Below are 13,160 nucleotides of genomic sequence, written 5' to 3'. Positions count from 1 at the left end.
ATAATGATTTAGCGTACATACTTCGAGGGATTTGGGCAGGTGGAGCAAATGAGGTTTAGTTATATTTTAATCATTTTAGTTGTGTTTGCCTGGCCGCTAAATTATCTCTATCAACGTCAGTTGGGAGCAGTCTCGTTCTTCTTGCTAGCAATCTTCTTTCTAGTGATAGCGCTGAAAGAGATGAAAAAGCAGAAGCAGGCAAAGAAAAAAGATGGAAAAAAACCTCGTCCATAAAAATTCAGATGAAACAACTCACTAGCACTAGCATAAACCGGAAGAATTTGTTTATAATGAAGAATATGCAAATTTTACGAGAAAAGCGGAAGCGACCGTTTTGCGACGTATGGACTGGAGCACTCCGAACGAGATAAAGGAAACACGAAGAGCGTAAGCGATTCGATGTTGACTTATCGTAGGAGGAGGGCGAAGTACACTAGTCGCAGGGAGCTGGAGCTAGACAGTTCTCCATTTCTATCATATATCAATTTATTGATAGTCCGTTATTCACTCATTTAAGAGTGTTAAATAGAGAAAGGAAGTGCCGATATTGAGTTTAGCACAATACTCAAAAGAGGAATTAAAAGAATTTTCCCTAATGGAAATGGCTTATGAATACTTGAAAAATAGTAAACAGCCGATTGCCTTTAATGAACTAGTAGAAGAAATTAAACAAGCTTCAGGGATTTCTGATGATGAAGTTCGTTCCCGACTTGCTCAATTTTACACCGACATCAATGTGGATGGCCGTTTCCTTTCATTAGGAAGTAACCGCTGGGGACTTCGTGTCTGGTATCCAGTCGATACAGCTGAAGAAGAAGTGGTTGCCGTTGTGAAACCGAAGAAGAAGAAGGCGAAGAAGGTTGTCGATGAAGACGATCTCGAAGATTTCGATGAAGTTGATGAGATTGAAGATGACTTTGATGACTTTGACGATGAAGATGATCTACTTGATGATGAAGAAGATCTTGATATCGATGAAGATGATGATCTTGATCTTGACGACGATGATGATGCCATTGAGGATGATCTTGACATTGAATTGGATGAAGAAGATGATCTAGACGATGACCTTGAGGATGAAGAAGAAGAATTTGATGATGAGGAAGAAGTCGAAAAAGATTAATCCACTTGACTTTTTTTTCACGCCCTTGTATTATCTTTTTTGGGCTCCTTAAAAAGAGGACGATACATTATTTACTCATAATACGCTCCCTACCACAAGTAGGCGAGCGTTTTTTATTGTTCAAAAAACTCATGTTTCACGGAGTTTTTTCATTTTTTACGGGCGTAAGGAAAATATTTTTTTACAAAAACCCTTAAACAAACTGAATAATGTACAAACTGTATAAGAGGGGGAAATATTTATGACAAAATATATTTTTGTAACTGGTGGTGTGGTGTCATCACTAGGAAAAGGAATTACGGCAGCATCATTAGGCCGTTTATTGAAAAATCGGGGCGTGAATGTAACCATTCAAAAATTCGACCCATACATTAACGTCGACCCGGGAACGATGAGTCCTTATCAGCACGGTGAAGTGTTCGTAACAGGTGATGGCGCTGAAACCGATTTGGACTTAGGCCACTATGAGCGTTTTATCGACATCAACTTAAACAAGTATTCAAACGTAACAACCGGGAAAATTTATTCAACGGTTTTACGGAAAGAGCGCCGTGGTGATTATTTAGGGGCAACGGTTCAGGTTATTCCGCATATCACCAATGAAATTAAGGAACGCTGCTTCCGTGCCGGGAAAGAAACAAATGCTGATGTCGTGATCACAGAAATCGGCGGAACGGTAGGGGACATTGAATCTCTTCCATTCCTTGAAGCGATTCGCCAAATCAAGAGCGATATCGGTTCCGAAAATGTAATGTACATTCACTGTACATTAATTCCGTACATTAAGGCAGCGGGCGAAATGAAAACAAAGCCGACCCAGCATAGCGTGAAAGAACTGCGCAGTCTTGGTATTCAGCCAAATATTATTGTTGTGCGTACAGAAATGCCGGTTTCACAGGACATGAAGGATAAAATTGCCTTGTTCTGTGACATTGATTCAAAAGCCGTGATTGAATGTATGGACGCAGACACGCTGTATTCGATCCCACTTGCCCTTCAAGAGCAAAACATGGATCAAATCGTGTGTGACCATTTGAAATTATCCGTAAAAGAAGCGGATATGACCGAGTGGAAAGTACTCGTAGACCGCGTAACTCATCTTTCCAGCAAGACACGCATTGGTCTAGTCGGAAAATATGTGGAACTTCAAGATGCTTATATTTCTGTGGTTGAAGCAATGAAACATGCAGGCTATGCGTTTGATGCCGATGTGGAAATCAAATGGATTAATTCAGAAGATGTGACCCGTGAAAATGTAGCGGAACTTTTGGATGATGTGGATGGAGTTCTTGTTCCAGGCGGCTTTGGTGACCGCGGGATTGAAGGGAAAATTGAAGCAACTCGTTATGCTCGTGAGCAGAAGAAGCCGTTCCTTGGTATTTGTTTAGGAATGCAGCTGGCAACCATTGAATTTGCCCGTAATGTGCTTGGATTGGAAGGGGCGCATTCCGCAGAATTTGTACCGGAAACAGCTTATCCAATCATTGATTTACTCCCTGAACAGAAAGATGTGGAGGATTTGGGCGGAACATTGCGTCTAGGTCTATATCCAGCTCGTATTGTTGAGGGTACGAAGGCGTTTGAAGCGTATGACGAAGAGGTTGTTTATGAGCGTCACCGTCATCGCTATGAATTTAACAATCATTTCCGTAAAGACATGGAAGCAGCAGGCTTCATTTTCTCAGGCACGAGCCCAGACGGCCGCTTAGTGGAAATTGTTGAGTTGAAGGACCATCCGTGGTTTGTGGCCTCACAATTCCATCCGGAGTTTGTCTCAAGACCAAATCGTCCACAGCCGTTATTCCGTGACTTTATTAAAGCATCATTGCAAAAATAAGGAAGTATTCAGGACCAGTTATCTGGTCCTTATTTTTTTGGTATCCTTTTTTGGTGTCAGGCACCAGTGGTGGATTTCCAAAAATTGTCTATTTGTACAAAACACCTCAATATTGGTACAAAGGTATGGAAAACTTGTACATAACCTTGCAAAAAATCAATTAAAGGGTCCCGAAATGGTACAAAATTCCTTAAAAGTCGAACAACCCCAAGTTTACCCCCCGGGAAATAATCGAGGGCAATAAAAAAACGGGTCCAAAACCCGCTTTTACTCTTCATATTCTGCCAAAATCTCTTCAATCGTAAATTTCAAGCCGTAATAAACGAACAAAGCTGCCATCGAAGAGGGATATCCGTACCGACTTCCTTCATCATCCGGGAGCAAGGCTTTGGTCAGCCGCAAATCAATCAGGAGATCCGCTGATTCCTGCAAGAGTTCACCACCCGGAACGGAGGTCGCCACCGCAACAAATGGAATTCCTTTTTCGCGAAGCTGTTCGGCAAGCTTAAGTCCAGACTCATCATTAGAATAACGCGTGAACATCAACACACGATCGGATTCAGTTAATTCCTCAACGCTGTCAAAAATCTTGGCACCCGAAAACGGTTCTGCCCCTTCCAAAGCCTCGAACTCGACCGCTTTCATTTCCTTTGTAGTAAAAATATATATAGACCCATCGCCAACCGGTGCCTGGGCAAGCAAGCGGGCTCCGTCCTCAAACGAATATTCTTCTTTTTCTTCAAGCCGTTTAAACAAACCGGTTAATTGGGTAGTAAACATTTTTAACATAAAAACCCTCCTTTTCACCCTTTTATTATAAGCGTTTTTTCGATATTGCAAAAATATTAACAAAATCCGAGAAATTTTGCAGGAGATTATTTTCCAAATAGAGAAATATAACAAGTGATAAATAGTGGGATAATAAAAATGCATCAAGTAAACAAGGAAGAGGTGGAGTTATGAAAGAGAAAATTTTAATTGTTGATGATCAGTTTGGCATTAGAATTTTACTAAATGAAGTGTTTCAAAAAGAGGGGTATCAAACATATCAGGCAGCCAATGGCATTCAGGCCCTTGAAATTGTGACAAAACATGACCCCGACCTTGTCCTATTGGATATGAAAATCCCTGGAATGGATGGAATTGAAATTTTAAAACGAATGAAGGTAATTGACCCGGATATCCGCGTCATTATTATGACAGCTTATGGTGAACTGGATATGATTCAAGAGGCCAAGGATCTTGGTGCGATTACCCATTTTGCTAAGCCGTTTGATATTGATGATATACGCGCAGCTGTTAGGAAACACATTCCCCAAAAAATGAATTAAATTTCGTTTTTTGGCCTTGAAATATAAAGAAAGTGCTTACATAGAAAATGGGCGCGCTTTCATTATGACAGTTTACAAAACTGCATTTAAATAATGGCATTTCGCCCCCTGGTTTGATATGATACATATGAACTTTTTACTGGTTGTTTATCTTTTTAAGGAATACATAATCCGTAAAATTGAGGGAAAACCTTAATATGGAAGACCGAATTGAAAAGATATCTGCCTAATTTAAGGAGGAATAGAAATGCCATTAGTTTCCATGAAAGAAATGCTCATTAAAGCCAAAGCTGAAGGCTATGCGGTTGGGCAATTTAACTTAAATAACTTAGAATTTACTCAAGCGATTCTTCAAGCTGCACAAGCTGAGAATTCACCTGTAATTCTTGGTGTTTCTGAAGGGGCAGCTCGTTATATGTCCGGCTTCAAAACAGTTGTAAAAATGGTTGAAGGCTTAATGGAAGATTTGAAAATTACCGTTCCTGTAGCAATTCACCTTGACCACGGTTCAAGCTTTGATAAGTGTAAAGAAGCGATTGATGCAGGTTTCACATCTGTTATGATCGATGCTTCCCACCATCCATTTGAAGAAAATATTGAAATTACTTCAAAAGTAGTTGAATATGCACATTCAAAAGGTGTGTCTGTTGAAGCGGAATTAGGAACTGTTGGCGGCCAGGAAGACGACGTTGTTGCTGATGGCGTTATCTACGCAGATCCTAAAGAATGTGAAGAGTTAGTAAAACGCACAGGTATCGACTGTCTTGCACCTGCTTTAGGTTCTGTTCATGGTCCTTACAAGGGTGAACCAAACCTTGGTTTTGCTGAAATGGAAGAAATCGGAAACATTACTGGTCTTCCATTAGTCCTTCACGGCGGAACTGGTATCCCATTAAAAGATATCCAAAAATCTGTTTCTCTTGGAACAGCGAAAATCAACGTGAACACTGAAAACCAAATCGCATCTGCAAAAGCAGTACGTGAAACATTAGCTGCGAAGCCAGAAGAGTACGATCCACGTAAATATTTAGGACCAGCTCGCGATGCAATCAAAGAAACAGTTATCGGCAAAATCCGCGAATTCGGTTCTGCAGGTAAAGCTTAATCGAACAATGGCAAATGTCTAACCACATTTCATATTTGTTCTAGAATATGATAAAATGTAAACCGTCCTGGTAGTACTATTAGGACGGTTTCATTCTGTAAAAAGAAATTTGAATATTTAGTCGGAAAATGGAGGGATTAATTATGAAATTTTTTATTGATACAGCTAATTTAGACGAGATCCGCGAAGCCCATGACCTTGGATTACTTGCAGGTGTAACTACTAATCCATCATTAGTCGCTAGAGAAAAAGGTGTTTCTTTTCACGACCGCTTAAGAGAAATTACGGCACTTGTACCTGGTTCTGTTAGTGCAGAAGTTATTGCGCTTGATGCAGAAGGCATGATTCGAGAAGGCAGAGAGCTTGCAGCAATCGCTCCGAATATTACCGTAAAAGTTCCAATGACTCCAGATGGGTTAAAAGCGACTCATGCTTTTGCACAAGAAGGAATCAAAACAAACGTAACCCTCATTTTTAGTCCGAACCAGGCCTTACTTGCGGCAAGAGCTGGAGCCACCTATGTTTCTCCATTTCTAGGCAGATTAGATGATATCGGCCAAAACGGTTTAGATCTAATTTCAACGATTTCAGACATCTTCAACGTGCATGGCATTGAATCAGAAATCATTGCAGCCTCCATTCGTAATCCAATTCACGTCACAGAAGCAGCGTTACGAGGCGCTCATATTGCAACCATTCCATACAAAGTATTAATGGGATTATTCCATCATCCATTAACAGATAAAGGGATTGAGGGCTTCTTAAAAGATTGGAATTCCCGAACAGAAGCATAATTATTCCCATTTCGTGTAAATTTTTTTAATTGCCATACATGAAAATAAAAATTTGGTGTAAACTAAAGGATAGACAAGTTGTCGGATTTTGACTTTTAATGCAGGAAAAATATACCTAGAGCCTCATTTCGTAATAAGCGGATTGTACCGTTTGACTTACAGGGCTTAGAAGGGAGTCGAATATGGAAAAACTTAAAATTGCGGGTGGCTATCCGTTAAAGGGAACGGTTCGGATCAGCGGGGCGAAAAATAGTGCCGTTGCGTTAATCCCTGCAACCATTTTAGCGGAATCACCAGTGACAATTGAGGGATTGCCGGATATTTCAGACGTTGAAATCTTGAAGGATCTCCTTGAAGAAATCGGCGGTAACGTTCAGCTTTCTGATAACGAGATGACGGTTGACCCATCGACCATGATTTCCATGCCCCTGCCAAACGGGAAAGTAAAAAAGCTCCGTGCTTCTTATTACTTAATGGGTGCTATGCTTGGCCGTTTTAAAAAGGCAGTCATTGGCCTTCCTGGCGGATGCTATTTAGGTCCAAGACCGATTGATCAGCATATTAAAGGTTTCGAAGCACTCGGGGCTCAAATTACCAATGAGCAAGGTGCGATTTATTTACGTGCGGACGAGCTTCTCGGTGCCCGTATTTACCTTGATGTGGTCAGTGTGGGTGCGACCATTAATATCATGCTGGCAGCGGTTCGCGCCAAAGGGCGGACGGTCATTGAAAATGCGGCGAAAGAACCGGAAATCATTGATGTCGCGACATTGTTAACGAGCATGGGTGCGAAGATTAAAGGGGCTGGAACGGACGTCATTCGTATCGATGGTGTGGAAGCGCTTCATGGCTGCCGTCACACGATTATTCCAGACCGGATTGAAGCTGGCACGTATATGATTTTGGGTGCTGCCGTGGGCGAGGGTGTCCTCATCGACAACGTTATCCCGCAGCATTTAGAATCATTGATTGCCAAATTGCGAGAAATGGGTGTCCATGTGGAGTCTGGCGATGACCAAGTGTTTGTGGACGGGTCTTCGAAATTGAAGGCCGTCGATATCAAGACGCTCGTCTATCCTGGATTTCCAACCGATCTCCAGCAGCCATTTACCACCCTTTTGACAAGAGCAACCGGCTCAAGTGTCGTAACTGACACGATTTACGGTGCCCGTTTCAAGCATATTGATGAACTGCGTAGAATGAACGGCAACATTAAAGTTGAAGGTCGTTCTGCCATCATCAATGGTCCAGTTCAATTGCAGGGGGCGAAAGTGAAGGCAAGTGATCTCAGGGCAGGAGCAGCACTGTTCATTGCCGGCCTGATGGCAGAGGGAATTACCGAAGTAACCGGGCTTGAGCACATTGACCGTGGCTACAGCGACCTCGTTGGAAAACTAAATGGCCTCGGTGCCACAGTTTGGCGGGAAGCGTTAACGAAGGAAGAAGTAGAACAGATGAAAAATAATTGATTTTTACCATATGGATAAAGCTTAGGCGTTGACTATAAGCTACTGAAATTGAAGAGACATCTAAAGAGACTTAAGGGAGATGGAGACGATGGAAAGAAGTTTAACGATGGAGCTTGTCCGTGTCACAGAAGCCGCAGCACTTGCTTCAGCCCGCTGGATGGGCCGTGGGAAGAAAGATGAGGCAGACGGTGCAGCTACTTCGGCCATGCGTGATGTGTTTGACACCGTGCCAATGAAGGGAACTGTCGTAATCGGTGAAGGGGAAATGGATGAAGCACCGATGCTTTATATTGGCGAGAAACTAGGGACCGGCTATGGTCCGCGTGTTGACGTTGCGGTTGATCCGCTCGAAGGCACCAATATTTTAGCATCAGGCGGCTGGAATGCCTTAGCGGTTCTAGCGGTCGCAGACCATGGAAATCTTCTTCATGCTCCTGATATGTATATGGAAAAAATTGCGGTTGGCCCTGAAGCAGTCGGACATATTGATATCAATGCGTCTGTTCTTGATAACTTAAAAGCTGTGGCCAAAGCGAAGAATAAAGATATTGAGGATGTTGTGGCGACTGTCTTAAATCGTCCGCGTCATGAGCATATCATTGCCAAGCTTCGTGAGGCTGGCGCACGGATCAAATTGATTAACGATGGTGACGTGGCAGGTGCGATTAATACTGCCTTTGACAATACCGGCGTCGATATTCTCTTTGGCTCTGGCGGTGCTCCTGAAGGCGTTCTTTCAGCGGTGGCGTTAAAATGTCTTGGCGGTGAAATCATCGGAAAATTACTGCCGCAAAGTGATGCGGAACTCGAGCGCTGCATCAAAATGGGACTCGATGTTAATCGTGTCCTCCGGATGGAAGACCTGGTAAAAGGAGATGACGCTATTTTTGCTGCAACCGGGGTCACAGACGGCGAATTACTGCGCGGTGTTCAATTCAAAGGCTCATACGGCTCAACACACTCCATCGTCATGCGTGCCAAATCAGGCACCGTCCGCTTCGTCGAAGGCCGTCACAGCTTAAAGAAAAAACCAAACCTAGTGATTAAATAAATGGTGCCAAAAGTAAGGGTGCCTGACACCAATTGGGTGTCAGGCACCCTTCATGGCATCGTCACTTAAATTACAGGCTGTGTTAAAACGCCCGCGAACCGCTTGCGCTTGGAACGGAAATCAACAAGTTTAACACTGCCAATAACTCCTATTACACTCCATTAGGGATTATCCTACAAGAAGAAATTCCCAATGAACGAAAATAGAAAAATAAGTTGATTAATTTTTTGCATAGAGGGTAAAATAGTAATTGTTTTATTATGCATTATATCTGCAATTCTATTCATTTCATTTCTACTTCTATCATTATTCCTCAACTCTCTTAATAACATCGGATTGAAAAAAATAAAAGTGTGGTGCACAAATGGAATTAACAATTTCAAGTTTAGAAAATATGAAGCTGAAGGAACTTTATGAGCTGGCACGCGAATACAAAGTGACCTACTACAGCAAATTAACAAAAAAAGAATTAATTTTTGCCATCCTGAAATCCCGCGCGGAACAGCAGGGATACTTTTTCATGGAAGGCGTCTTAGAAATTATCCAGTCAGAAGGATTTGGATTCCTACGACCAATCAATTACTCGCCAAGCTCAGAAGATATCTACATTTCTGCATCGCAAATCCGCCGCTTCGACCTTCGTAATGGGGATAAAGTTTCCGGTAAGGTACGACCTCCGAAAGAAAATGAGCGTTATTATGGACTATTGCACGTAGAAGCCGTGAACGGGGAAGATCCGGAATCGGCGAAGGAACGGGTATACTTCCCAGGCCTGACACCGCTTTATCCTAACCGCCAGATGAAATTGGAGACTAATCCAAAATATCTTTCGACAAGGATTATGGATGTCATCGCACCGGTTGGTTTTGGGCAGCGTGGATTGATCGTTGCACCTCCAAAGGCTGGTAAAACGATGCTGTTAAAAGAAATTGCCAACAGCATTACCACGAATCATCCGGAAGTCGAATTAATCATGCTATTGATTGACGAACGTCCAGAGGAAGTAACCGATATTGAGCGTTCGGTTGCTGGGGATGTGGTTAGTTCGACATTTGATGAAGTGCCGGAAAACCATATTAAAGTGGCGGAACTTGTACTCGACCGTGCGATGCGTTTGGTCGAACATAAGCGTGATGTGGTCATCCTGATGGATAGTATTACGCGTCTTGCGCGTGCCTATAACTTAGTGATTCCGCCAAGCGGCCGGACACTTTCCGGGGGGATTGACCCGGCAGCATTCCATCGTCCGAAGCGTTTCTTCGGGGCTGCCCGTAATATTGAAGAAGGCGGCAGCTTAACGATTCTAGCGACTGCGCTGGTCGATACCGGCTCACGGATGGATGACGTCATTTATGAGGAATTTAAAGGGACAGGTAATATGGAACTGCATCTCGATCGTTCGCTTGCAGAGCGCCGTATTTTCCCTGCGCTTGATATCCGCCGCTCTGGTACTCGTAAGGAAGAGCTTCTTATTCCGAAGGATCATTTGGACAAATTATGGGCCATCCGTAAATCGATGTCCGATTCACCAGATTTTGCGGAGCGTTTCTTGAAAAAATTACGCCAGACCAAGTCGAATGAGGAGTTCTTTGCCCAATTAGGGGAAGAGCTGAAAGCGAGACGGTCGTAGCCTGATTGAGGGAGCGCTGAAAACAAGCCGGACCTGGTTAACTTAGTTCGGGACAAGCCTGGTAGAGGGGCTTGGATAGGTTCCTTTTTCAAAAAAGAACCAACAAATCCCAACTTGCAAAAATAGGATGCCCTTGTTATAATGGGTGCAGTGTGTTTTTAGTATTTCAGTGCATGTCTTCGGACAGGTGCTTTATATAACTCTGTTTCGAATGATTCAGGGCGGAAGGAGATGAAAAGAATGAAAGCAGGAATTCATCCAAATTATAAAACAGTAACGGTGTCATGTGCATGTGGTAATACATTTGAAACTGGTTCTGTTAAAAACGAAATTCGTGTTGAGACTTGTTCAGAATGTCATCCATTCTACACTGGTCGTCAAAAATTCGCTGAAGCTGGCGGACGTGTTGACCGTTTCAACAAGAAATATGGCATCAAAACTCAACAGCAACAATAATTGTAAAACAGTACAGGCAAGAAGCAACACTTACTTGCCTGTTTTTTATTTAAATAAATTCACTTTTTGAAATAGATTTTATGGTTTTGTTAGGAAGGAGACGCCGTTTTATGTATTTAATGAAGCAAAGCGGATGGGTTGAGGTTATCTGTGGCAGTATGTTTTCTGGAAAATCGGAGGAATTGATCCGCCGTGTGAGACGGGCTCAGTTCGCTAAACAAAAGATTGCTGTGTTTAAGCCGAAAATTGATAATCGCTATCACGATCAACAGGTTGTGTCCCATAATGGTTCTTCTTTTCATGCGAAGCCAATTGCTCATTCGATGGAGATTATCCACCATGTGGAAGCCGATATCGATATTATTGCGATTGATGAGGTTCAGTTTTTTGATGAAGGAATTGTGCGGATTGTGCAGCAGCTGGCTGACAGCGGCCATCGAGTGGTTTGTGCCGGTTTGGATATGGATTTCCGTGGCGAGCCGTTTGGTCAGATGCCAGCGTTGATGGCCATTGCTGAATCAGTGACGAAGCTGCAGGCAGTCTGTTCGGTGTGCGGTTCACCATCAAGCCGAACGCAGCGCTTGATTGATGGACATCCAGCTTCTTACCATGACCCAGTCATCTTAGTGGGCGCCTCTGAAGCATACGAGCCACGCTGCCGCCATCACCACGAAGTCCCAAAGACTGCAGTATCCCGGACAAGCATCGAGCAAGAAGCAACAAATTAATATCAGGGTGTCGTCAGTTTACATAATTAGTGCCTGACACCGTAAATGAGCTAAACACTATGATTAACTACAACTGTCTGAGAAGGGGATTCTCGGGCAGTTTTTTTGTTTGGTTAGGGATTGTGGTTTTTGGTTTTTAAGTGTGATTTTTGGGCGTTGGCGGAATTGTTGGATGGTTTGGCGAAAATGTTTTTGAGTTGGGCGAAATCTCGGGTGTGTTCGGCGAGATTCCGATGGAGGTTGGCGAAATTCAGCACAGGTTCGGCGAAATCCCATTCTAAGCAGCAACCGAATTTTACTGCTTGGAAAGATTTCACTCGTCCAGTTGCAGCAAACTCCGGGCATGATAGTAATGGGAGGTGTAAGATGCAAAAGTTTTTGTTGTTTCTCTCATTATGTATGATGTTTTTAGTCAGCGGCTGTAATGGGAATGAAGGTGGGAATCATGGCAATGAAGCGGCATATGACCTTAAGAATGACCGGTCTGCACCAAATTATACGTCCAACCGTGACGGCAAAACGCCAGCAAATATGTCCAACCGCGGTGAAAATAAGCAGCGGATGGTGGAAGATGATATTACCAACCAAAATCCTAATTTCCTCAACTTGAATCGAACGGGGAGCGGCTCTGAAACGGGCGGCGGAAAAGACACAGGCGAAGATATCAATAAGGCAAAACAAGTGATTGCTAATTCAAAGGAATTTACGGCCGATTCGGTCTGGGTCAATGGTGACCGGATGTGGGTATCTGTTTATAAAAAGGGAATACAGTCTGAGCAGGGAAAAGTGAAGGCGGAGGCCCGGCTTCATCACAAACTAATTCAGGCTTTGCCACGCTATAAAATAGAGGTACGCGTAAAGGAAGATCGTAGGTAGCATGCTCTGAATTTCAGGGCATGTTTTTTTTAGTAGTATGACAAACTGTCACTTTTTTGTTGACACATGACACGGTGTCATATATAATCGGTTTATGACAAGATGTCACATACGTATAGGAGCGAAGCAATGCCAAAACAAACCTACTTTCACTTACCGAAAGATAAGCAGGACAAATTAATTGAAGCTGCTAAAGAGGAATTCTCCAGAGTCCCATTACATGAAGCATCAATTGCAAATATCATCAAAAGTGCGGGAATTCCAAGAGGGAGCTTTTACCAATATTTTGAGGATAAAGAGGATATTTATTATTTCTTGTTGAACCAACTTGCGCAAAAAAATAGTGATCGATTTATTGGGATCCTTAAAGAAAAGAAGGGGGATCTATTTGAGACCTATATGGAATCATTTCAATTTCTAATAACATTCCATAAAAATCAAGAACACCAAAACTTTTTTAAATATGCGTTTTTAAATATGAATTATAAAGTAGAGAAAACTTTCGCCAATCATGTTTATGAGCAAAATCAAAAAACTCAGTTCTTAAATACAGTCAGCCTCATCAATAGAGAAAATTTAAACGTCGAAAGTGATGAAGAACTACACCATATTTTAAAAATGATGGGTGCTGTAACCTTTCAGAATTTGATCCAAATGATTGTAAAGGAATGGACGGATGAAGAAGCGCTGAGGAATTATAGAGAGCAAATGGACTTACTAAAAAGAGGATTTTATAAAAAAGAATCTAAATAAAGGACAA

General features: G+C 42.5%; 14 protein-coding genes. 13 read left to right on the top strand and 1 reads right to left on the bottom strand.

Features of this window, described 5'->3' with window-relative positions:
* Positions 1-48: 48 nt before the first annotated feature.
* The 3 genes from M3610_RS12885 (at position 49) to M3610_RS12875 (ending at position 2,960) form a co-directional block, all read left to right on the top strand.
* The gene (locus M3610_RS12885) at positions 49-234 is read left to right on the top strand and encodes a hypothetical protein (protein WP_251459565.1); all 186 of its coding nucleotides are present in this window, start codon (positions 49-51) and stop codon (positions 232-234) included.
* Positions 235-547: 313 nt separating this feature from the next.
* The gene (rpoE, locus tag M3610_RS12880) at positions 548-1,123 is read left to right on the top strand and encodes a DNA-directed RNA polymerase subunit delta (protein ID WP_251459563.1); all 576 of its coding nucleotides are present in this window, start codon (positions 548-550) and stop codon (positions 1,121-1,123) included.
* A 241-nt stretch (positions 1,124-1,364) separates the two neighbouring features.
* Entirely contained in the window at positions 1,365-2,960 is a 1,596-nt protein-coding gene (locus M3610_RS12875; RefSeq protein WP_251459561.1) for a CTP synthase, read from the top strand.
* A 267-nt stretch (positions 2,961-3,227) separates the two neighbouring features.
* Here the strand turns inward: M3610_RS12875 and M3610_RS12870 are convergent, their stop codons facing one another.
* Positions 3,228-3,749, bottom strand: a complete 522-nt coding sequence (locus M3610_RS12870) for a DUF2529 domain-containing protein (RefSeq protein ID WP_251459559.1) — start codon at positions 3,747-3,749, stop codon at positions 3,228-3,230.
* A 170-nt stretch (positions 3,750-3,919) separates the two neighbouring features.
* On the opposite strand from M3610_RS12870, the gene M3610_RS12865 reads away from it, so the two are divergent.
* The 10 genes from M3610_RS12865 (at position 3,920) to M3610_RS12820 (ending at position 13,153) form a co-directional block, all read left to right on the top strand.
* On the top strand, positions 3,920-4,291 hold the full coding sequence (locus tag M3610_RS12865) for a response regulator (RefSeq protein WP_026568193.1): 372 nt from the start codon (positions 3,920-3,922) through the stop codon (positions 4,289-4,291).
* A 247-nt stretch (positions 4,292-4,538) separates the two neighbouring features.
* Positions 4,539-5,396 carry a class II fructose-bisphosphate aldolase gene (locus M3610_RS12860; RefSeq protein WP_098571546.1) on the top strand — a complete coding sequence of 286 codons (858 nt, stop codon included), beginning with the start codon at positions 4,539-4,541 and terminating at the stop codon, positions 5,394-5,396.
* Between the two features lie 143 nt (positions 5,397-5,539).
* Positions 5,540-6,190, top strand: a complete 651-nt coding sequence (gene fsa / locus M3610_RS12855) for a fructose-6-phosphate aldolase (RefSeq protein ID WP_251459557.1) — start codon at positions 5,540-5,542, stop codon at positions 6,188-6,190.
* Between the two features lie 182 nt (positions 6,191-6,372).
* On the top strand, positions 6,373-7,659 hold the full coding sequence (locus M3610_RS12850; RefSeq protein ID WP_251459555.1) for a UDP-N-acetylglucosamine 1-carboxyvinyltransferase: 1,287 nt from the start codon (positions 6,373-6,375) through the stop codon (positions 7,657-7,659).
* A gap of 88 nt (positions 7,660-7,747) precedes the next feature.
* Positions 7,748-8,710 carry a class II fructose-bisphosphatase gene (glpX, locus tag M3610_RS12845; protein ID WP_251459553.1) on the top strand — a complete coding sequence of 321 codons (963 nt, stop codon included), beginning with the start codon at positions 7,748-7,750 and terminating at the stop codon, positions 8,708-8,710.
* Positions 8,711-9,074: 364 nt separating this feature from the next.
* Positions 9,075-10,340: a transcription termination factor Rho gene (gene rho, locus M3610_RS12840; RefSeq protein WP_251459551.1), complete on the top strand. Its 1,266-nt coding sequence runs from the start codon at positions 9,075-9,077 to the stop codon at positions 10,338-10,340.
* A gap of 240 nt (positions 10,341-10,580) precedes the next feature.
* Complete coding sequence (gene rpmE, locus M3610_RS12835; protein WP_026568199.1) at positions 10,581-10,796, top strand: 50S ribosomal protein L31; 216 nt, start codon at positions 10,581-10,583, stop codon at positions 10,794-10,796.
* 110 nt (positions 10,797-10,906) lie between these two features.
* Entirely contained in the window at positions 10,907-11,524 is a 618-nt protein-coding gene (locus M3610_RS12830) for a thymidine kinase (RefSeq protein WP_251459549.1), read from the top strand.
* 366 nt (positions 11,525-11,890) lie between these two features.
* Complete coding sequence (locus tag M3610_RS12825; protein ID WP_251459547.1) at positions 11,891-12,400, top strand: hypothetical protein; 510 nt, start codon at positions 11,891-11,893, stop codon at positions 12,398-12,400.
* Positions 12,401-12,529: 129 nt separating this feature from the next.
* Complete coding sequence (locus tag M3610_RS12820) at positions 12,530-13,153, top strand: TetR/AcrR family transcriptional regulator (protein WP_251459545.1); 624 nt, start codon at positions 12,530-12,532, stop codon at positions 13,151-13,153.
* Positions 13,154-13,160: the final 7 nt, after the last annotated feature.

The organism is Neobacillus sp. MER 74 (assembly GCF_023714155.1).
This window is presented reverse-complemented; position numbering and strand designations above follow the sequence as displayed.